Origin of the sequence: Flavobacterium ginsengiterrae (assembly GCF_039539785.1) — a bacterium.
Taxonomy (GTDB): Bacteria; Bacteroidota; Bacteroidia; order Flavobacteriales; family Flavobacteriaceae; genus Flavobacterium; species Flavobacterium ginsengiterrae.
The window spans coordinates 913,802-935,835 of record NZ_BAABDU010000003.1 but is presented as its reverse complement, the minus strand read 5'-3'; the positions used below and the strand labels follow the sequence as shown (position 1 = coordinate 935,835).

The window sequence follows — 22,034 nt, the reverse complement described above, 5'->3', positions numbered from 1 at the left end:
TATTAAAATTATAGGCTGTATTTAATACCTAATGTTAAACCTAAACCAGAAATTCCAACATAAGAGCTTAATTCATCCATTGGTTTTGAAGAATCAACCCCATTAGGATTTGTTGCTGCATTGTTTGAAGAAGTATTTAAACCATCTCTGTAGTTAGTATGAATTTGAGCAGTAGTTCTAGTTGCTAAAGCATCATTTCCATTTACTTTAAATTCAGTTGTTTCTTTTGTTTTACCATGTACGGTAAAGTTTCTGTATTCTAACTCGGCAAAAGCAGAAAGATGTGAAGTAAGCTTATAAGTTGTACCTAAAGCTGCTGTAAATCCAATAGTAGGATTTGGTTTTACTTTATCAACACTATGAACATTTCCAAAAGCAGTTGGAGTTCCAGTTGGACTGAAAGCGATTGGAGCGTATGCATCAGAAGTGATTTCTAAATCTCCATGAATTGGAACTAAAACACCTACTTTAGTGTAAGGTTCAAATCCTTTATGTTCTCCTAAAAACATTACTACAGCCGGAGCAACATCAAAAGCAGTAATCTGACCTACTGATTTAAAGCTATAAACTCCACTTGGTGTAATAGGCACATCAGAAGTAGTCTGCGCCATTTTCTTGTCATTACTAGTGTAATAATTAACTCCTAACTCAAAACCAATACGTGTAGAAAAACGGTAACCAGCAGTAATACCAGTTCTAAATCCTTGTCCAAAAGAACCAGTAACGCTTTTTTCAGATACTAATTTTCCTCCAACGTAAGTTCTATCCATTGCATCATGTCCTCCAACAGTTGGAAATTCAGTTGAAGCAGTTTGATTAAAATATGATCCACCTAATTTAAAATACCAGCTTTCTGGTTTGTCCGCACTTCCTGTTTGCGCCATAGCTGTCATAGAGCAAACTAATAATCCTAATAAAAATAGGTTCTTTTTCATAATTCTGATTTAATTGATTTATACAAATTTAGAATATCTTAACATATTCTATAATTTGTATTGGTTAGACTTGGTACGAAATCGTTGTAATTTCAAGCAATATTACTAAAAAAGTATTATGCATGCATATTTTTAACATTAAAAAAATACATTATGCGAAATTTTAACTGTTAAAATTTAATTCAATTTAAAATTTATCTGCATTTTTTCCAATTCCTGCAGCAACTCGGCGGAAATTCTTACTTTTAGTCTTCGGCTTGGCATTGTAAGCTTGGTTACTACTTTAATTTCTTCCACTTCATTTACTTCCTGGATTTTTGTATTTTCAGGTCCATCATCTTCATTTTCGGTTTCATCTTCAAAAACGGCATCTTCAGCCTCAAAATCTGTTGGGGTTTCTACCTCAACCAATTTTTTAACTTTTTCTAATTCCATGATTTCAAAAGTCACTGAATTATCTCCCTTATTCTCGTTAAACAAATGACTCAGTTTATGAATAAATTCAGCTTGAATATCTTTAATATTTAAAAGAACAATTAGCTTTTTAGCAAATGCCTCTAAAATATCCTGCAATTGGCGTATCTCAACAAACTGCATTCTTGGATCTGATTTTTTTCCTGTATCGTGATTTACCCAGCCGTCTTTTATTAAAATTTTTAGGAACGCAAAGTTGTTCTGAATCAGGAAATGACGAAATTTTAAATATTCTTCACCAAAAATCTTAAATTCATAACTTTCATCATATCCTTCTAAATTGAAAACTGCCCAGCCTTTTCCATTTTTTGCCACACGATGCTGTACGTTATTAATGATTCCCGCAAAATTTAGATTTTTACCCACATATTCGTTCATGCTTTTCAAGGCTTCTAAACGCGCATTGCAGAAGTATTTCATTTCAAATCTAAAATCATCCAGCGGATGTCCTGAAATATAGATTCCAACAACCTCTTTTTCTTTCGCCAGTTTTTCCATTGTACTCCAGTCTTCACATGGCGGTACAACCGGTTCAGCGATTTGGACTTCACTGGTTTCTCCAAACAAACTTACCTGAGATGAATTTTCGTTTTCCTGAAACTTATTTCCGTAACGCATGGCTTTTTCGTAGAATGTAATTCCGTCTCCATCGTCATGGAAATACTGCGCTCTGGTTGTTCCTTCAAAAGAATCAAAACCTCCGGCAAGTGCTAAGTTTTCAATCGCTTTTTTGTTGGCTGCACGAAGATCAATTCGCTTCGCCAAATCAAAAATCGACTTATATCTTCCGTCTTTTCTGTTTTCTACAATCGTTTCTACCGCACCAGAGCCTACTCCTTTAATCGCTCCCATTCCGAAACGAACAGCGTAATCGTCGTTTACCGTAAATTTATAATACGATTCGTTTACGTCTGGACCTAAAACCTGTAATCCCATACGTTTACATTCTTCCATAAAGAACGAAACCTGTTTGATATCGTTCATATTATTCGAAAGTACCGCTGCCATATATTCTGCAGGATAATGCGCTTTCAAATACGCCGTTTGATACGCAATCCAGGCATAACAAGTCGAGTGCGATTTGTTGAAGGCGTAACTCGCAAAGGCTTCCCAGTCTTTCCAGATTTTCTCCAGAACTTTGGCATCGTGACCTTTTGCTGCCGCTTGTTCAACAAATTTCGGCTTCATTTTATCCAGTACGTCTTTTTGTTTCTTACCCATCGCTTTACGAAGTACGTCGGCCTCACCCTTTGTAAATCCTGCCAAAGACTGAGACAAAAGCATTACCTGCTCTTGGTAAACGGTAATTCCGTAAGTTTCAGACAAATATTCCGCACAGGCATCTAAGTCGTATTTAATTTCCTCGTCACCATTTTTTCTTCGAACGAAAGACGGAATATACTCCAAAGGTCCCGGACGATACAAGGCGTTCATGGCAATTAAATCCCCGAAAACCGTCGGTTTTAGATCTTTCATGTATTTCTGCATTCCAGGCGACTCGTATTGGAAGATTCCAACCGTTTCACCTCTTTGGAACAATGCATACGTTTCTTCATCATCAATTGGGAAAGTATCCGGATCAAGATCAATTCCTGTTCTGTATTTTACCAGTTTTACGGTATCTTTTATCAGCGTAAGGGTCTTCAGACCCAAGAAGTCCATTTTCAGCAATCCGGCACTTTCTGCAACTGAGTTATCGAACTGCGTTACATATAAATCCGAATCCTTCGCAGTCGTTACGGGAACATAATTCGTAATATCCGACGGCGTAATGATTACCCCACAGGCGTGGATACCTGTGTTACGCATCGATCCTTCCAGAATTTTTGCCTGCTGAATGGTTTCTCCTGCCAAATCATCTTCATTGGCAATGGCAATTAATTCTTTTACGTTGTCAAATTCGTCTGAACGAAGGGCTTTTTTAACCTCATCTTCACTCTCTGAAATAAAACGCGCCAGATTCCATTTTGAAGGCATCATTCCCGGAATCAGCTTCGCAATTCTATCGGCTTCAAATAATGGTAAATCCAATACACGCGCCGTATCACGAATTGCCGATTTGGTCGCCATTTTACCATAAGTGATAATCTGCGCCACCTGTTTTTGACCGTATTTATTGATTACATATTCCATTACACGTCCACGACCCTCATCATCAAAGTCGATATCAATATCGGGCATCGATACACGGTCAGGATTTAGGAAACGCTCAAAAAGTAAATCGTATTTAATCGGGTCAATATTGGTAATTCCGAGACAATAGGCAACGGCAGAACCCGCTGCAGAACCACGTCCAGGTCCTACCGAAACGTCCATTTTTCTTGCCTCGGCAATGAAATCCTGTACAATCAGGAAGTAACCCGGATATCCTGAATTCGAAATTGTCATTAATTCAAAATCCAAACGTTCCTGAATCGATTCGGTAATTTCGCCATATCTTCTTTTCGCACCTTCCATGGTAAGATGACGCAGGTATTTATTTTCTCCACGAACACCACCATCTTCCTCATCTTCAGGCACCATAAATTCGTCTGGAATTTCGAATTTCGGAAGCAATACATCTCGATAAAGCGAATATCCTTCCACTTTATCAACAATTTCCTGAATGTTGATAATCGCTTCTGGCAGATCGGCGAAGAGTTTTTTCATCTCTTCCTGCGACTTATAATAGTATTCCTGATTCGGAAGTCCGTAACGGTAACCACGGCCACGACCAATTGGCGTTGCTTGTTTTTCTCCGTCTTTTACACACAATAAAATGTCGTGTGCATTGGCATCTTCTTTATTTAAATAATAAGTATTGTTGGTTGCAATCAGTTTTACATTGTGCTTTTGCGAAAACTCAATCAGGGTTTTGTTGACACGATTTTCGTCTTCCTGATTGTGGCGCATCACTTCTAAGTAGAAATCTTCGCCAAATTGTTCTTTCCACCAAATTAAAGCTTCTTCGGCTTGGTTCTCACCAATATTCAATATTTTACTCGGAATTTCTCCATATAAATTCCCAGACAAAACCATGATATCTCCTTTATATTGCTCGACAATTTTTCGGTCAATTCTCGGAACATAGTAGAATCCATCCGTATAGGCAATCGATGCCATTTTAGCCAAATTGTGGTAACCCGCTTTATTTTTAGCCATTAAAACAACCTGATAACCGTTGTCCTTTTTAGATTTATCTAAATGATTTTCACAAATATTAAATTCACACCCTACAATTGGTTTAATTTCGGTTTCTGTTGGTTCTTCGCCAGCTTCAACTAAAGCTTTATTTTTAGCAGAAGCACCTTTATTGTGGTTCATAACAGCACTCACAAAGTGGAAAGCTCCCATCATGTTTCCAGTGTCGGTCATTGCCACGGCTGGCATTCCGTTTTTAGCTGTAGCTGCTACGATATTCCCAATTCCGATTGTAGATTGAAGAACCGAGAACTGTGTATGATTGTGTAAATGCGCAAATTTCGCTGCTTTAAAATCAGCTTTGGCAGATTCAGAAACTTCAGTTGGTGTATCATCAACTTGTAAAGCTTTTATTTGCTCTCTGATTTTATCAGAAGCCGCTTTTAAATTGATGTGTTTAAGACCTATTAAAGGAAATTCCTGTGGATTTCTTTCTTTAAATTCTTTGAAATATTCTTTCGGAACATCCAGTTCTTCTTTAGTAAAAACCTCTCTTCTCACCAATTCTAAGAAACAACGCGTAGTTGCCTCAACGTCGGCAGTTGCGTTGTGCGCTTCAGCAAAAGGAACGCTGAATAAATATTCGTGAAGTTCGGTCAAAGTCGGAAGTTTGAATTTTCCTCCACGACCTCCAGGAAGCTGTAATAATGAAGCGGTAACTTCGGTACACGTGTCTAAAACCGGCATCGAACTCATTTGAGACTCTACGCCCATTCTATGGAATTCGGCACCCATAATATTAACGTCGAAACCTAAATTCTGACCAACAATAAATTTGGTTTTGCTTAATGCAATATTGAATTTCTCCAAAACTTCGGCCAGCGTGATTCCGTCGGCTTCTGCCAATTCGGTAGAAATTCCGTGAATACGTTCGGCATCATACGGAATATTAAATCCTTCTGGTTTTACCAAATAATCCTGATGTTCGATAAGCTGTCCCATTTCGTCGTGCAATTGCCACGCGATTTGTATACAGCGAGGCCAGTTATCAGAATCGGTAATTGGTGCATCCCAGCGTTTTGGTAATCCGGTTGTTTCGGTATCGAATACTAAATACATATATTTTTATGGAAAAGTCAATTTTTAAAAGCTCCAAATTTCATTTTTTCATATTGTAAATATTTGACAATATGAAACATAACTAAATGCGAAATGAAAAATGGAAGGAAGTCAAATTTACGCTTTTTTTATAGAAATAACGAAATGAAAGTTGTTAACAAAAGCACTTTTAACATCTTGACAAATGTAATTCTTAACAAATTCTACACATAGATTTCAACGCGGATGACACGGATTTGAGATGCAAAAACGCGGATTTAAACGGATTTTTTATTGTATCTCAAAAATCCGTTTAAATCCGCGTCTTCGTGATAACGAATCCGTGTCATCCGCGTTATATTTTTACGTAAAAATCTTCGATTATTCATTTTGGATACTCATTGCACCAAAATGAACACTTTTAAGCTGTAGTGTATCCTGAACTTTGCTTCATCAAATTATAACAATTAAAAAAATAATAATCATGAAAACAATTTTTATCACAGGAGCATCATCAGGTTTAGGAAAAGCAACAGCAAAATTATTTCAGGCAAAAGGCTGGAATGTAATCGCAACAATGAGAACTCCAGAGAAAGAAACAGAACTTTCTAATTTAGCAAACGTAACGCTTTTACCTTTAGACGTTACCAATTACGAACAAATTCAAAGCACCGTTAAAAAAGCGCTTGAAATCAGCGATATTGATATCGTTTACAATAATGCCGGTTATGGCTTAATTGGGCCTTTGGAAAGTTTTAATGACGACCAAATCACCAAACAACTTGATACTAATTTATTAGGCGTAATCAGAGTTACAAATGCTTTTATTCCGTATTTCAGAGAAAGAAAAAGCGGGTTATTTATCTCTACAACTTCTATTGGCGGATTGATTGCTTTTCCTTTAGGATCAGTTTACCATGCTACAAAATGGGGATTAGAAGGCTGGAGCGAAAGTATGGCTTACGAATTGAATCCGTTTGGCGTACACATTAAAACAGTTTCTCCAGGCGGTATTAAAACAGAATTTTTGCACGGTTCTCTAGATACTGGAGCAAAACCTGAATACGAAGCCATGACAAAGACAATGTTTGAAAATGTAGATGCAATGTTTGAAATGGCTTCGACTCCAGAACAAATTGCAGATGTTGTTTACGAAGCCGCAACCGACGGAAAAAATCAACTAAGATATGTAGCTGGCGAAGATGCTAAAGCACTGTACAAACAAAGACTGGAACAAGGCGACGAAATTTTCCGTGAAGCTTTTGGAAAACAGTTTTTAGGCGCATAATAATTTCTAATTACGAATACCTGAAAAGTATTAAACATTTTATTAAGCTCCAGCGGAGCAGAATATTTATAGAAATTCAATCATCCAGATGCAAAAGAGCTCCAGCGGAGCGAAATATTCATTACAATACAAGTATATTTCGCTCCGCTGGAGCTTCTCTCAATAATAAATACGATTTCTATAAATATTTAGCTTCTCCGAAGCTGGTCTTTAAAAATCAAGAAGCCTGCTCAATACTTTTTGGAAAACCTAATTAATCTTTTAATTTTAATACATTTATATCATGGAAAAGAAAAACAATAATCCTGCAAAAATTTCCTCTATCTCACAGTTTCACAGCTTATTGAATCTGCCAAAACCTTTAAATCCGATGATTAGTCTGGTAGATAATACGCAATTGGTTATAAATGAAGATTTAGACAATACCGCTTTTGTGCTTGAATTTTATAAGATCTCTTATAAATTTTCAACTACAGGAAAAATGGGTTATGGTCAGGGTTATTATGATTTTAATGAAGGCGGTATGATGTTTTCTTCTCCCAATCAGCTGATTTATACCGAAAACGAAGAAGGTTCAGAATATGGTGGTTTTACACTGCTTTTTCATCCTGATTTTATCCGCAATTATCCTTTGGGAAAAACCATCAAAAAATATGGTTTCTTTTCTTATGATACGAATGAAGCTCTGCATCTTTCAGATAGTGAAAAATCGATTATTATTGGATTATTAAAAAGCATTGACAACGAACTTCACACTGCGATTGACGAAATGAGTCAGGACGTAATTGTTTCTTATATTGATGTTTTACTCAATTATAGCAATCGTTTTTACAAACGCCAATTTATAACCCGAAAAACCATCAGCCACAATTTATTATTGAAGGTTGAAGAAACTCTCGATAATTACTTTAATAACGCCGAAAGCCTAAAAAGAGGTTTGCCAACAGTTGATTTTCTGGCTTCGAAAATCAATGTTTCTACACATTATTTAAGCGATATGCTCCGCAATTTAACGGGACAAAATGCGCAACAACACATTCATTCTAAACTAATCGAGAAATCAAAAGATTTCCTGATTACAACAAATCTTTCGGTGGCAGAAATCGCCTATCAATTGGGTTTTGAATATCCACAGTCTTTTAGTAAATTATTCAAAAAGAAAACTAATTTAACGCCTTTGGAGTTTAAAAATTCTTTGAATTAATTTTCAAAAAACCAATCAATTTTCTTCTTAAAATTCATAAAAAAACACAAAAATTCACTTCTTGGATGTCGTAGTATTTTAGTCTTTTTTTGATGACATAGAATCATTCTAAAAAGCCTTTTTCGATTAAAAAAAAGCAAAGAAGTGTCTATTTTACAAATTTCCAAAACTGTCAATTATTACTATTTTTATTCATTTTGTTACATATTTTCAAAACAAACACGCTATTTTATAGTGATTTTGAGATAAATTTGCAAACTATTAAAACAAAGAACAATTAAGCAGAATCAAATCTGAAAAAGAAAAACAAAATCAGTTTCTCCATCATTTTTCTGTCAAATTTAAAGTTACAAAAGCCAATTTGCAATTTGTAATTTAGTTTGGGTATCGTATATAATGAAATATTGAAATTGACGCTTTTTGATCTTTTTTTACTTTTGTTTTGCTATTATAATGAACAGGAAGGCTGTAGTTATAAAATTACAATTAAAAAAAAATAAAAATGAGTAAGACATTATTTGACAAAGTATGGGATTCACATGTTGTGCGTAAAATTGAAGATGGGCCAGATGTGTTTTTTATTGACCGCCATTTCATTCATGAAGTTACGAGTCCTGTTGCTTTTTTAGGATTAAAATCAAGAGGGGTTAATGTTTTATACCCTGAAAGAACTTTTGCAACTGCCGACCACAATACACCAACTATAAACCAACATTTACCAGTACAAGATCCTTTATCTGCAAACCAGCTTCAGGCACTTGAAGACAATGCAAACGAATACGGAATTTCGCACTGGGGATTAGGTCACCAAAAAAATGGTATTGTACACGTAGTTGGTCCTGAAAACGGAATTACTTTGCCAGGTGCTACTATTGTATGCGGAGATTCACATACGTCTACTCACGGTGCTTTTGGAGCTATTGCTTTTGGTATCGGAACGTCTGAGGTTGAAATGGTGCTTTCTACTCAATGTATTATGCAGCCAAAACCAAAGAAAATGCGTATTAACGTAAACGGACAACTTAGTAAAGGTGTTGGTCCAAAAGACGTTGCGCTTTATATTATTGCTCAATTAACTACTTCTGGAGGCACAGGATATTTTGTTGAATATGCTGGTGATGTTTTTGAAAACATGACTATGGAAGGTCGTATGACAGTTTGTAACTTAAGTATCGAAATGGGTGCTCGTGGAGGAATGATTGCTCCTGACCAGACTACTTTCGATTTCCTTGAAGGTCGTTTATACGCTCCAAAAGGAGAAGCTTGGACAAAAGCTGTTGAATATTGGAAAACTTTAAAAACGGATGCTGATGCTGTTTTTGATGCTGAATTAAACATCAAAGCGTCTGATATTGAACCAATGATTACTTATGGTACAAACCCTGGAATGGGAATTGGTATCACAAAACATATTCCGAACGCTAAAGAAGTTGAAGGCGGTGAGGAAACTTACAAGAAATCTTTAGCTTATATGGGCTTCAACGAAGATGACGTAATGATTGGAAAACAAATCGATTACGTTTTCTTAGGAAGCTGTACAAACGGACGTATTGAAGATTTTAGAGCTTTTGCTGAAATTGTAAAAGGAAGAAAAAAAGCGGATAACGTTACAGCTTGGTTAGTTCCGGGTTCTCACGTTGTTGAAGCGCAAATTAAAGAAGAAGGAATTTTAGATATTTTGACAGAAGCTGGTTTCGTTTTACGTCAGCCTGGGTGTTCTGCTTGTTTAGCAATGAACGACGATAAAGTTCCTGCTGGTAAATACGCAGTAAGTACTTCAAACAGAAACTTTGAAGGTCGTCAAGGTCCAGGTTCAAGAACGCTTTTAGCAAGTCCGATTATGGCTGCTGCCGCTGCGGTAACAGGAAAATTAACAGATCCGAGAGAGTTATTTTAGATTGAAGATTTTAGATTTTAGATTGCTGTTGTGATCGAATATCTAATCTTCAAATAAAATTCTAACATTATTTAAAACAAAACATTTTAGATTCTATGTTTTAGTTTTCAAAAGAAAATCTAAAATCTAAAATCTAAAATCTAAAATTCCAAAAAATGGCATACGATAAATTTAATATACTTACTAGCAGCGGTGTTCCGTTGCCAATTGAGAACGTAGATACAGATCAAATTATTCCGGCTCGTTTCTTAAAAGCTACAAAACGTGAAGGTTTTGGAGACAATCTTTTTAGAGACTGGAGATATAACGGAGACGATACTCCAAAAGCAGATTTCGTTTTAAACAACCCAACTTACAGCGGAAAAATTCTTGTAGGAGGAAAAAACTTCGGTTCTGGATCTTCTAGAGAACACGCTGCATGGGCAGTTTACGATTACGGATTCCGCGCTGTAGTTTCTTCATTCTTTGCTGATATTTTCAAAGGAAACTGTTTGAATATTGGTGTTTTACCAGTACAAATCAGCCCAGAATTTTTAGCGAACATTTTCGCAGCAATTGAAGCTGATCCTAAAACAGAATTAGAAATCAATCTTCCAAACCAAACCATTACTCTATTGTCAACTGGCGAGCAAGAATCATTTGCTATTAACGGTTACAAAAAGAACAACTTAATTAATGGTTTTGATGACATTGATTATTTACAAGATATGAAAGAGGATATTAAAGCTTTCGCTGATAAACTTCCTTACTAATAGCAATATCATTCAGTCTATTAGACCCGAAAGGCTTCAAAACCTCTCGGGTCTTTCTAGAATATATAGAACGCGGATGACGCAGATTTGCTACCGCAAAAACGCGGATTGACGCGGATTTTTTATTTATCATATATTAAAAATCCGTTTTTATCAGCGTCTTCGCGAAAGCGAATCCGTAAAATCAGCGTCAAATATGCGCAATGAAATATATTTAGCAATTGCGCCAAAACACTAAGAAATTAGAATATCAATATGGAAAAAAGAAAAATTGAAATAATGGATACGACGCTTCGTGACGGCGAACAAACGTCTGGAGTATCTTTTTCTGCTGCAGAAAAATTAACCATTGCGCAATTGTTGTTGGAGGAATTAAATATTGATAGAATCGAAATTGCTTCTGCCCGCGTAAGCGAAGGCGAATTTCAAGCCGTAAAAGGCATTACAACCTGGGCTGAAGAAAAAGGATATATTGACAGAATCGAAGTGCTAACGTTTGTAGATGGCGGTGTTTCGATTGAATGGATGAAAAAAGCGGGTGCGAAAGTGCAGAATTTATTGACCAAAGGTTCAATGAATCACTTAACGCATCAATTGAAAAAAACTCCAGAACAGCATTTTGCTGAAATTGCTCAAATTATCGCTTCCGCTAAAGAAAATGACATTGAGACGAATGTTTACTTGGAAGACTGGAGCAACGGAATGCGAAATTCACCAGATTATGTTTTTCAATTCTTGGATTTCTTGTCAACTCAGCCAGTTAAAAGAATTTTACTTCCTGATACTTTAGGTGTTTTAATTCCGTCTTTGACTTTTGAATTTATTTCAAAAATAAAAGTAAAATATCCGCAGATTCATTTTGATTTCCATGCGCATAACGACTACGATTTAAGTGTTGCCAATGTCATGGAAGCCATAAGAGCAGGAATTGACGGACTTCATGTTACGGTAAACGGAATGGGAGAACGCGCCGGAAATGCACCCCTCGAAAGCACTGTTGCAGTTATAAATGATTACATGCCAGAAGTAAAAATTGGCATAAAAGAAACTTCTTTGTATTCTGTAAGCAAATTGGTTGAAACTTTTACAGGCTACAGAATTCCTGCAAATAAACCCATTGTAGGTGATAACGTTTTTACACAAACTGCCGGAATTCATGCTGATGGCGACAACAAAAACAATCTTTATTTTAATGATTTACTTCCAGAACGTTTTGGAAGAAAAAGAAAATACGCTCTAGGAAAAACTTCTGGAAAAGCCAATATCGAAAAGAATCTTCAGGAATTAGGTTTAAAATTAAACAACGAAGATTTGAAATTGGTTACCCAAAGAATTATCGAATTGGGCGACAAAAAAGAAACGGTTACTAAAGAAGATCTTCCATACATTATTTCTGATGTTTTGGACAGTCATACGTACGAAGAAAAAATCACTATCAATTCTTATATGCTGGTTCATTCTAAAGGAATGCGCCCTTCAACGACTTTGTCTCTAAATTTAAACGGAGAAATCATCGAAGAAAACGCTCAGGGAGACGGTCAGTTTGATGCTTTTATGAATGCTTTATCGAAGATTTACAAAAGCAAAAAATTAACGCTTCCAAAACTGATTGATTATGCTGTAAGAATCCCGCCCGGAAGTAGTTCTGACGCTTTGTGTGAAACGATCATTACCTGGGTAAATAATGGAAAAGAATTTAAAACAAGAGGTTTAGATTCGGATCAAACTGTTGCAGCGATAATTGCAACGCAGAAAATGCTTAACATAATAACTTAATATAGTGACAAAGGTTCAGAGTTGCAAAGTGACAAAGGTTTATACATCACTTTTAAACTTTGAACCTTTGTTACTCTGTCACTTTGAACCTTAAAATAATAAATACTACAAAATGAAATTAAACATAGCCCTTTTAGCCGGTGATGGAATCGGACCAGAAGTAATAAATGAAGCTGTAAAAGTATCTGATGCTATTGCACAAAAATTTGGACATGAAATTACTTGGAAACCTGCTTTAACCGGTGCTGCTGCTATTGATGCAGTAGGCGAACCTTATCCAGATGCAACACACGAAGTTTGTAAAAATGCTGACGCTGTTCTTTTCGGAGCAATCGGACACCCAAAATATGATAATGATCCTTCTGCACCAGTTCGTCCGGAACAAGGTTTGTTAAAAATGCGTAAAGCATTAGGTTTGTTCGCAAACGTAAGACCAACTTTTACATTCCCTTCTTTATTAGATAAATCTCCATTAAAAAGAGAAAGAATCGAAGGAACTGATTTAGTTTTCTTAAGAGAATTAACTGGAGGGATTTACTTCGGAGAAAAAGGAAGAAAAGACGGTGGAGACACTGCTTACGATAACTGTGTTTACACAAGAGCTGAAGTACAGCGTTTAGCTAAAAAAGGTTTCGAATTGGCAATGACGCGTTCTAAAAAATTATGTTGCGTGGATAAAGCTAACGTTTTGGAAACTTCACGTTTGTGGAGAGAAACAGTTCAGGCAATGGAAAAAGATTATCCAGAAGTTGAAGTAAGCTACGAATTTGTTGATGCTGTTGCAATGCGTTTGGTACAATGGCCAAACTCTTATGATGTATTGATTACAGAGAACTTATTTGGAGATATTTTAACAGATGAAGCTTCTGTAATTTCTGGCTCAATGGGATTAATGCCTTCTGCATCTATGGGAGCTGAAGTTTCTTTATTTGAACCAATTCACGGTTCTTACCCACAAGCTACAGGATTGAATATTGCTAACCCAATGGCGACTATTTTATCTGCCGCTATGATGTTCGAAAACTTCGGATTAATGGAAGAAGGAAAAGCAATGAGAGATGCTGTAAACAAAGCTCTAGAAGCTGGAGTAGTTACTGAAGATTTAGCTAACGGAGGAAAAGCATACGGAACAAAAGAAGTTGGTGACTGGTTAGCTGCGAATGTATAATTAGTTCATTTTTGTTTCAGGTTTCAAGTTTCAGGTTGTTGGAACGTGAAACCTGAAACTTGAAACAAAAAAAGGGATCAACGTAAATTGATCCCTTTTATATTTTAGAAAAAAACTTTTAGTAATCTCCTCTGTTACCGCGATCTCCGCCACGGTTGTTTCCGTAACCTCCGCGGTTGTTTCCACCACGGTTGTTATTAAAACTTCTTCTTTCACCTTCTGGTTTTGGTTCAGATTTGTTTACCACAATTGTACGACCAGAAACAACTGCACCGTTCAATTCATCGATTGCTTTTTGAGCTTCGCTATCATTTGGCATTTCAACAAAACCAAAGCCTTTACTTCTTCCAGTAAATTTATCAGTAATAATTTTAACAGAGTCAACTGTTCCATAAGCCTCAAAAGACTCTCTTAAATCTGCTTCCTCAATACTGAATGGAAGGCTTCCAACGAAAATATTCATAGATACTTTTTTATAATAACAACAAATGTAGTCTTATTTTTCTGTAATCTACTATATATTAGTTTATTTATGTTTTTATTTAGATTTTAAAGCTCTTCTCAATAAAATCAGTCTTTGATATAAAAAATTAGTTATGCAAAACGATATCATTCCCTTCAATTGGAACTTTATAAAAAACTCCTTCTGTAAAATTAATCTTATCATTTCCTGCATCTGTATCATCGTTATTTACTGCCGTAAATTTAAATGTACCTGATATAGTATTGTTATCTGCATCGTAATCTGTAATCGTAATCTGCCCATTTCCTATATTCGTTCCTGTAGAAAAAGAAGCCATTTCTGCCGGAAGTGCATTTTCATAAGAAGCTTTAGAATCATCATTAACTCCTAAAGCAAAAGTTTGCTCTGTTGAAGATGCAGCCTGCAAAATGATTTTTTCATACCCTAAAGAACCTTCAATTATAATTGATCCATTTGCGCCAAAATAAGCTTTATATGTTTGTGCTCTCCAAAAGACATTATTTTTTAAAGTTTGAAAAGCCGGATTATTAAATTTTACGTCTTCTGTACAAGACACCAAAAGAAATAAAAACGTCAAAAAATAAAATATTTTTTTCATAAAGGAAATTTGGTACAAAAATATTGCATTAAGAGATAAGTGGTTAAGAAATAAAAGTCAAAAAAATGCTAAAAAACAACTCTTAAATATATTTAATGTCTTTAAAACGAATAATTCACAAAAAAATTATATCTTTGCGCCCTTAATTAACAGAGGTCGAGTACCTCAAAATTTAATCATTAGATTATGTCAGTAAAAATTAGATTACAAAGACACGGTAAAAAAGGAAAACCTTTTTACTGGGTTGTAGCTGCAGATGCACGCTCAAAAAGAGATGGTAAATACTTAGAGAAAATTGGTACTTACAATCCAAACACTAACCCAGCAACTGTTGAGCTAGATCTTGACAGCGCAGTTAAATGGTTACACAATGGTGCACAACCAACTGATACTGCAAGAGCTATCCTTTCTTACAAAGGTGCTTTATTGAAACACCACCTTGATGGAGGTATCCGCAAAGGAGCTTTAACTCAAGAGCAGGCAGACGCTAAATTAGCAGCTTGGTTAGAGTCTAAAGCAGGAAAAGTTGATGCTAAAAAAGATGGTTTATCTAAAGCAAAAGCAGATGTTAAAGCTAACGCTTTAAAAGCTGAAAAAGAAGTAAACGCTAAACGTGTTGCTGCTGCTGCTCAAGCACAGGCTGACGCTGAAGCTGCTGCTACGGCTACAGAAGCTACAGAAGAGGTTGCTGAAGCAACTGAAGAAGCTCCTGCTGCTGAAGAGAATAACGAAACAACTGAAGCATAATAATTTTACTTAGCGAGAATGCGTAAAGAAGAATGTTTTTATTTAGGTAAAATCGCTAAAAAATTTAGTTTCAAAGGTGAAGTCTTAATCTATTTAGATACGGATGAACCTGAGTTATACGAAAACTTGGAATCAGTGTTTGTTGAACACAACAAACACTTGGTTCCTTTTTTTATTGAAACAAGCTCTTTACACAAAAACGACTTTCTAAGAGTTCGTTTTGAAGATGTAAATACCGAAGAAGAAGCTGACGCTATTGTTGGAAATGGCATTTATCTTCCTCTAACCATGTTACCAAAACTTAGCGGTAACAAATTTTATTTTCACGAAGTTATTGGTTTTGAAATCGAAGACAAACGTTTGGGTGTGTTCGGGAAAATAACTTCTATTAATGATTCTTCTGCGCAACCTCTTTTTGAAGTTCTAAATGGCGAGGTTGAAATCCTGGTACCGATGATTGATCATTTCCTTGTAAAAATTGATCGTGAGAATAAAAAAGTCATCATGGATCTTCCAGAAGGTCTTGTTGAAATGTACCTTTAGATTTAAAATTCCAATTTTTTAAATCCCAAATTCCAACTTTAAAAAAAATCCAATCTTGAAATTCCAAATTCCAAGATCAACATTCTTATTTGTTTTATTTGAAAGAAAAAACTTATTTTCATTAAGCAATTTATTCTATTTTTATCATTCGAAATTGGAACTTGGAATTTATTAATTGGAATTTAAAATATGAGTAAACCTTTTGATTTAGAAGAACGAACTTTTTTGTTTGCCAAAGAATGTAGAAAATACATTAAAGCGCTCCCTAAAACAACTTCAAACATTGAAGACAGCAAACAACTTGTAAGATCTTCTGGTTCTGTCGGAGCAAATTATATTGAAGCAAATGAAAAATTAGGCGAAAAAGATCTAATCTTCCGACTTAAAATAGCCAGAAAAGAAGCTAAAGAATCTAAATTTTGGATTCGATTATTACACGAATTAAATCCCGAACAAAAAACAATATCAGAAGCTCTTTTATTCGAAATTGAAGAGTTAAGAAAAATTTTATCTGCAATAATTACCAAAACATCAAAGTAATAATCCCTATTTTAATATTATTTTTGCATCTCAATCCAATTGGAATTTGGAATTTCTTTATTGAAACTTCTTTTAAATGTTGGAATTTGGGATTTAAAAAATTTGGAATTTTATTTTATGTTTACATTCAAACAATTTTCTGTTAACCAGGATAAAACTGCTATGAAAGTTGGAACAGACGGCGTTTTACTTGGTGCTTGGACTCCTGTTTCTCACAATCCATTCAGTGTTTTAGATATTGGTGCAGGAACCGGAATTATTGCTTTAATGATCGCACAGCGTTCTGGCGCAGAACAGATTGACGCATTAGAAATTGATGAAGATGCCTATGAACAAGCGGTAGAAAATTTCGAAAATTCGCCTTGGGGAGATCGTTTATTTTGTTTTCACGCCGGCTTAGATGAATTTATAGAAGAACCTGAAGATGAATATGATTTAATTGTTTCAAATCCGCCGTTTTATGCGGAAGATTATAAAAGCTCAAACGAACAGCGCGATTTAGCTCGTTTTCAGGATGCAATGCCTTTTGACGAAATAGTTGAAGCTGCAGATTTATTGCTTTCTGAAAATGGAATATTAGCTATTATTATTCCTTTTAGAGAAGAAGAAAAATTCATCGCTTTAGCTAAAGAATCAGAATTATATCCCATAAAAATTACACGCGTAAAAGGCACTCCTTCTTCTGAAATCAAACGTAGTTTGTTGGCTTTCAGCCGAAATGAAAATACTCAAACTGAAATCGATGAATTAATTATCGAAATCGAAAGACATATTTACACTCCTGAATATATTAATCTGACTAAAGATTTTTATTTGAAGATGTAAGCTGTATGCTTTCTAATTTGTTTTTCAAGCCTTTAATTTATTCAGTTTTCGAATTATTTTTGAATACTGCAGTTTAAAAAAACTATTTTTATTTATCCCTTTTATATTAAAATAAAAAATATCGGGAATTGGGTAAATTGCTTTTTTGTTTTCACATTTAACTTTATAATCGATCATATCATAAAACAAGCATTCAAACTGGTTTTTAAATATTATTAATCCGTTGTCCCATTTTATTTCATCAGACACTCCCTGAGCAATTATATGATCGAAAAAAACTCTGAAATCACCTTCCATTTCTCCTTTTACAGCCAAATAGGTCATACTCTGAATATTATCCGGATAATCTAAAATAGAGTTTCCCATTTCAATTTCATGGAATAAGAAATTACATTCGTCAAAAGAAAGATATTCATCATTTGTAAAAACATGTTTATAATCTCGGCTTTTCATAAACAGCTTATTCATTTTTTCTATATTTCGATATAAACAAAATGTACCAGTTATAAAATCTACACGGCTGTTTATAATATCATATTCTTCTAACAACTCATTAGTCATAAATCCTCTAATATTGCCATAAACCATATCAATATCTCCGTGTCCCCAAAAATCATAAGAATCAAGAATTTCAGAAAATAAAAACCCATACGCAGGTTTAAAATCACATAATTTATAGGGTTGGTTTACAACAACTTCAAAACCTAATTTTTTACCGGCATTAACTTTAAAATCACCAAGTGTTTTATAGATCACTTTAATATTTTCAGGTTTTTCAGGTATCTCATCTGTATTATCTGTAACGATAATAAAATCAATCGAAGGATTGTATTTACAAGATTTTACAAAATACGGAAAATACCACGGATAGTCTCCATACCAGCAAGTCATTATGGCAATAGAAGGTAAATTTTTCACTTAATAAGACATTTAATTTGATAGACTAAACTTGTTCGAAAATATTTTTAAACTGATAAAGAATTCTTTCAATTAACCTAAGGTCTTCAGTTACGATTTCAGCACTTCCTTTCATTTCCTGCTGAAATAGAATTTGTTTTTTATACGACGTTTCCAATCCGTTTGGAAGCGCCACATCTATAAGCAGATTTCCATCTTTATCCGGAACCAGAGAAATATTCTGAATTTTGCCTTTAAGAACACCAAATTCTTTATCAGGGAAATTTGCCAGACGGATGTTTACTCTTTGTCCTACTTTTATTTTTCCTGAATTTAAGGCAGGTGCTTTTACTTTGCCAATAAAACCATTTTTTGCATCTGGAATTATTGAAAAAACATTATCACCAATATTTATGGTTTGATTTTCTGTCCAAATCTGCAAGAAAGTAACTTTTCCGCTTATTGAAGATTTTAATGCATAGGCTAATTCCCAGTCTTTTATTACCTTTTTAAGCTGAAAAAATGACTGCGCCATATTTCTCCCAAGATTAACTTCTTCTTTAGTACTGTTTACCTGCGAATTCTGGCTCGATTTTGTATTATCTATAAGTGAGGACTTTAATTGCGAAATCGACGATAAAAGACTTCTGTAATTCTTTTGCGCCTGAAGAAAGCCTAGTTTTTTTGCTTCCATTTCCTGAGCCGAAATAATTCCTTTATTAAATAAAACTTCAAAACGGGCAATTTCATTTTTTTGAAGCTGCAATTCACTTTCATTAATTACTTTTTGCTGCTGTAAAATCTCCAGTCTTTCCTTTATCTGAATTTTTTCTGAAACTTGCGCGCGGTTTTCTATCGCAAAGGGCTTTAAATCATGATTGAGTTCCTGAGCCTGATAATCTTTCTGAAAAACGGCATAAGCACTTTCTATTTCTCCTAATTGCGTGTTTTTTAACTTTGAAAACGGAAATTCTGCTTTTGGATCATTAATATTATAATTGTCTGTAATGCTTTTCAGTAAAAAAACATCATTATAATTTGCTGTATTTTCTATAATAGCAAGCGTACTGTTCTTAGGAACTATTGATTTATTTTTTATCAAAATGGCTTCAATTCTTCCTGAGGATTTTGATACAATTTTCTCTGGCGGAATATTGGTTGTAATTACAATTTCGGTATTTACAACATCAGGATATTTTATAAACCATGAAACAAAAAACAACATTACAATAATGGCAAAAATCATTACCGTTCCCCAGCGTATCATCCAGTGAGGTACTTTAGTGAGAATGTCCTGAACTTCTTCACTTCTTAATTCAAATGTATCGTTATTTTCTGCCATAATTAATTCCCAAGCTGTAATTGATTCTTAACCAGTTCGAAGTAGTTTCCTTTTTGTTCCACCAAAGCGGCATGACTTCCAATTTCTATAATTTTTCCTTTATTCAAAACCACGATCTGATCTGCATTCATTACAGTACTCAATCGATGCGCTATTACAATTACGGTTTTATTTTTAAAGAAAATATCCAGTTTTTGCATAATTTCTTTCTCATTATTTGCATCCAGTGCCGATGTAGCTTCATCAAAAAATAATATTTCAGGGTTTTTGTAAACTGCTCTCGCAATTAACAAGCGTTGTTTTTGCCCTGTACTCATTCCTAATCCTTCGGCACCAATTTTAGTGTTATATCCTAATGGAAGTTCGCTGATATATTGCTTTATATTCGCCACATTTGATGCATAAACTAACCGTTCTTTATCAATTTTATCTACTCCAAAAGCTATATTATTGGCAATGGTATCGCTAAAAATAAAACCTTCCTGCATTACGGCTCCAATATTATTTCGCCAGGCTTTTTGCGAAATATTTTTAAGCTGTGAATTCCCAATATTAATTTCTCCTTTTTCTGGTTCATAAAATTTAAGAAGCAGCTTCATAAGCGTTGTTTTTCCGCTTCCGCTTACTCCTACAATTGCTGTTACTTTATTCGCCGGAATAATTAAATTCAAATTATCTAAAACAGGAATATCTGATCCTAAATATCGAAAAGAAACATTTTTTAATTCAATATCTGAATCGTAAGGAACATCATTTGACTGATGAATTTCTTGTTGTACCTCATCTTCTTTTTCATGAATTTCAGATAATCTTGCCAGCGAAATTTTAGCATCCTGAAGTTCTCTCACAAACTGAATGAGCTGCGTAATTGGTCCATTTAAACTTCCTACAATTGAGCTTATAGCAAGCATCATACCGAGTGTTATTGAACCATCGATCACTAATTTTGCTGATAAAAATGTAATAAAAATATTTTTTAACTCATTAATTACAGAAGATCCAATAGTTTGTGACTGTTCTAAAACCAAACCTTTTATTGAAACCCTGAATAATCTTGCCTGAACATATTCCCAACCCCATCGTTTTTGTTTTTCGGCATTATGAAGTTTTATTTCCTGCATTCCGTTAATAAGTTCCATAACTTTTCCCTGCTCGTTTGAAACTTCGGCAAAACGTTTGTAATCTAAAATTCCTCTTCGTTTTAAAAACAGTGTAATCCAGCCAAAATAAAGAAGACTTCCGGCAAAAAAAACAAAGAATATCTTTAGATTAAAATAGGCCAAAACAGCGCCCATTACAAACATATTAATAACCGAGAATAAAACGTTTAGAGATGATGTAGTCAGAATTTTTTCGATTCTGCTGTGATCATTTATACGCTGCATGATATCTCCCGTCATTCTTACATCAAAAAAGGAAATAGGTAGGTTCATTAATTTAATGAAAAAATCTGAAATTAACGAGATATTGATTCGGGTTGAAAGATGCAATAATATCCAGCTTCTAATAAGTTCTAAACCTGTTCTTCCGGCAAATAGAAATAACTGTGCAAAAAGAATCAGATAAATAAAATGGATATTTTGATTTTGTATTCCGACATCGACAATACTTTGGGTTAAAAACGGAAATATCAGCTGTAACAAACTGCTGGCTAACAAACCAATACTTAACTGGAAAAGGTATGATTTATAACGAATTACATACTGTGCCAATAAACCAAATCCTAATCCTTTGTTATCTTCTTTATCAAAATCAGACTGAAAGAATTTTGGTGTCGCATCTAGTAATAATGCTACTCCTTCTTTAGTCAATTCGTCGGCATTGTTGCCAATCCAGAATTTTAAAAAATCTGTTTTATTGTACTGAATCAATCCAAAAGCGGGATCTGAAATATAATAAGTCCCTTTCCTGATTTTATAAAGTACAACGTAATGATTTTTATTCCAGTGCAGAATGCAAGGCAAAGGAGCTTCTTCCAGCCTTTCCAGACTTAATTTTACCCCTAAAGTTCTAAAACCGATTTTCTCTGCGGCATCACTTAAAAAAAGCAAATTACTTCCTTCACGAGTAGTTTCACTGTTATCTCGTAATTCCTGAATTTTGATTGTTTTACCGTAATGTTTTGCAACGATTTTTAAACATGTAGGTCCGCAATCTTTAAAATCTGCCTGTTTATAATTAGGGAATTTTTTCAATTCTAATATTTGGGTTAGTTTACAGCAATATTATACAAAAATTCTTAAAAAATTAAAAAATCCATTTAAATATCTTACCAAAATTTAACTTCTTACTTTCTTATTTTTATGATGTGTTCTTTATTAATTTCTTTTGTTTGTATAAAAAAGA

General features: G+C 34.5%; 17 protein-coding genes. 10 read left to right on the top strand and 7 right to left on the bottom strand.

From position 1 onward, the window contains the following. Positions 1 to 8: 8 nt before the first annotated feature. A complete protein-coding gene (locus ABD859_RS06930) occupies positions 9 to 935 on the bottom strand; it encodes an outer membrane beta-barrel protein (protein ID WP_345142068.1) in 927 nt (308 codons plus the stop codon). A 177-nt stretch (positions 936 to 1,112) separates the two neighbouring features. Further along, positions 1,113 to 5,648 carry a DNA polymerase III subunit alpha gene (gene dnaE, locus ABD859_RS06925; protein WP_345142066.1) on the bottom strand — a complete coding sequence of 1,512 codons (4,536 nt, stop codon included), beginning with the start codon at positions 5,646 to 5,648 and terminating at the stop codon, positions 1,113 to 1,115. Positions 5,649 to 6,111: 463 nt separating this feature from the next. On the opposite strand from dnaE, the gene ABD859_RS06920 reads away from it, so the two are divergent. The 6 genes from ABD859_RS06920 (at position 6,112) to leuB (ending at position 13,712) form a co-directional block, all read left to right on the top strand. After that, positions 6,112 to 6,915, top strand: a complete 804-nt coding sequence (locus ABD859_RS06920) for an SDR family oxidoreductase (protein WP_345142063.1) — start codon at positions 6,112 to 6,114, stop codon at positions 6,913 to 6,915. Between the two features lie 283 nt (positions 6,916 to 7,198). Continuing rightward, positions 7,199 to 8,119 carry a helix-turn-helix domain-containing protein gene (locus ABD859_RS06915; protein WP_345142061.1) on the top strand — a complete coding sequence of 307 codons (921 nt, stop codon included), beginning with the start codon at positions 7,199 to 7,201 and terminating at the stop codon, positions 8,117 to 8,119. Positions 8,120 to 8,621: 502 nt separating this feature from the next. After that, positions 8,622 to 10,016, top strand: coding sequence for a 3-isopropylmalate dehydratase large subunit (gene leuC / locus ABD859_RS06910; protein WP_057121561.1), 1,395 nt, complete (start codon positions 8,622 to 8,624; stop codon positions 10,014 to 10,016). 155 nt (positions 10,017 to 10,171) lie between these two features. Beyond that, positions 10,172 to 10,768, top strand: a complete 597-nt coding sequence (leuD, locus tag ABD859_RS06905; RefSeq protein ID WP_345142058.1) for a 3-isopropylmalate dehydratase small subunit — start codon at positions 10,172 to 10,174, stop codon at positions 10,766 to 10,768. A 255-nt stretch (positions 10,769 to 11,023) separates the two neighbouring features. After that, positions 11,024 to 12,544, top strand: a complete 1,521-nt coding sequence (locus ABD859_RS06900) for an alpha-isopropylmalate synthase regulatory domain-containing protein (RefSeq protein ID WP_345142057.1) — start codon at positions 11,024 to 11,026, stop codon at positions 12,542 to 12,544. Positions 12,545 to 12,656: 112 nt separating this feature from the next. Continuing rightward, complete coding sequence (gene leuB, locus ABD859_RS06895) at positions 12,657 to 13,712, top strand: 3-isopropylmalate dehydrogenase (protein ID WP_345142054.1); 1,056 nt, start codon at positions 12,657 to 12,659, stop codon at positions 13,710 to 13,712. 118 nt (positions 13,713 to 13,830) lie between these two features. Here the strand turns inward: leuB and ABD859_RS06890 are convergent, their stop codons facing one another. After that, positions 13,831 to 14,175: an RNA-binding regulator gene (locus tag ABD859_RS06890; protein WP_345142051.1), complete on the bottom strand. Its 345-nt coding sequence runs from the start codon at positions 14,173 to 14,175 to the stop codon at positions 13,831 to 13,833. A 127-nt stretch (positions 14,176 to 14,302) separates the two neighbouring features. Beyond that, complete coding sequence (locus tag ABD859_RS06885; protein WP_345142049.1) at positions 14,303 to 14,794, bottom strand: DUF6252 domain-containing protein; 492 nt, start codon at positions 14,792 to 14,794, stop codon at positions 14,303 to 14,305. A gap of 186 nt (positions 14,795 to 14,980) precedes the next feature. Here ABD859_RS06885 and ABD859_RS06880 point away from each other — a divergent pair, with 186 nt between their 5' ends. The 4 genes from ABD859_RS06880 to ABD859_RS06865 all read left to right on the top strand — a co-directional run bounded on the left by ABD859_RS06880 (position 14,981) and on the right by ABD859_RS06865 (position 17,449). Next, positions 14,981 to 15,541 (top strand): 30S ribosomal protein S16, encoded by a 561-nt coding sequence (locus ABD859_RS06880; protein ID WP_345142046.1) that lies wholly within the window; start codon positions 14,981 to 14,983, stop codon positions 15,539 to 15,541. Between the two features lie 18 nt (positions 15,542 to 15,559). Beyond that, complete coding sequence (gene rimM / locus ABD859_RS06875; RefSeq protein WP_345142044.1) at positions 15,560 to 16,084, top strand: ribosome maturation factor RimM; 525 nt, start codon at positions 15,560 to 15,562, stop codon at positions 16,082 to 16,084. 189 nt (positions 16,085 to 16,273) lie between these two features. Continuing rightward, positions 16,274 to 16,624: a four helix bundle protein gene (locus ABD859_RS06870; protein ID WP_345142042.1), complete on the top strand. Its 351-nt coding sequence runs from the start codon at positions 16,274 to 16,276 to the stop codon at positions 16,622 to 16,624. Between the two features lie 117 nt (positions 16,625 to 16,741). After that, positions 16,742 to 17,449 (top strand): tRNA1(Val) (adenine(37)-N6)-methyltransferase, encoded by a 708-nt coding sequence (locus ABD859_RS06865; RefSeq protein ID WP_345142040.1) that lies wholly within the window; start codon positions 16,742 to 16,744, stop codon positions 17,447 to 17,449. Between the two features lie 24 nt (positions 17,450 to 17,473). Here the strand turns inward: ABD859_RS06865 and ABD859_RS06860 are convergent, their stop codons facing one another. Genes ABD859_RS06860 through ABD859_RS06850 form a run of 3 tightly spaced genes read right to left on the bottom strand, consistent with a single transcriptional unit; the run spans position 17,474 to position 21,883 of the window. Further along, positions 17,474 to 18,367 (bottom strand): DUF6625 family protein, encoded by an 894-nt coding sequence (locus tag ABD859_RS06860; RefSeq protein WP_345142038.1) that lies wholly within the window; start codon positions 18,365 to 18,367, stop codon positions 17,474 to 17,476. A gap of 25 nt (positions 18,368 to 18,392) precedes the next feature. Next, a complete protein-coding gene (locus ABD859_RS06855) occupies positions 18,393 to 19,688 on the bottom strand; it encodes an HlyD family secretion protein (RefSeq protein WP_345142035.1) in 1,296 nt (431 codons plus the stop codon). A 2-nt stretch (positions 19,689 to 19,690) separates the two neighbouring features. Next, positions 19,691 to 21,883 (bottom strand): peptidase domain-containing ABC transporter, encoded by a 2,193-nt coding sequence (locus tag ABD859_RS06850; RefSeq protein ID WP_345142032.1) that lies wholly within the window; start codon positions 21,881 to 21,883, stop codon positions 19,691 to 19,693. Positions 21,884 to 22,034 lie beyond the last annotated feature (151 nt).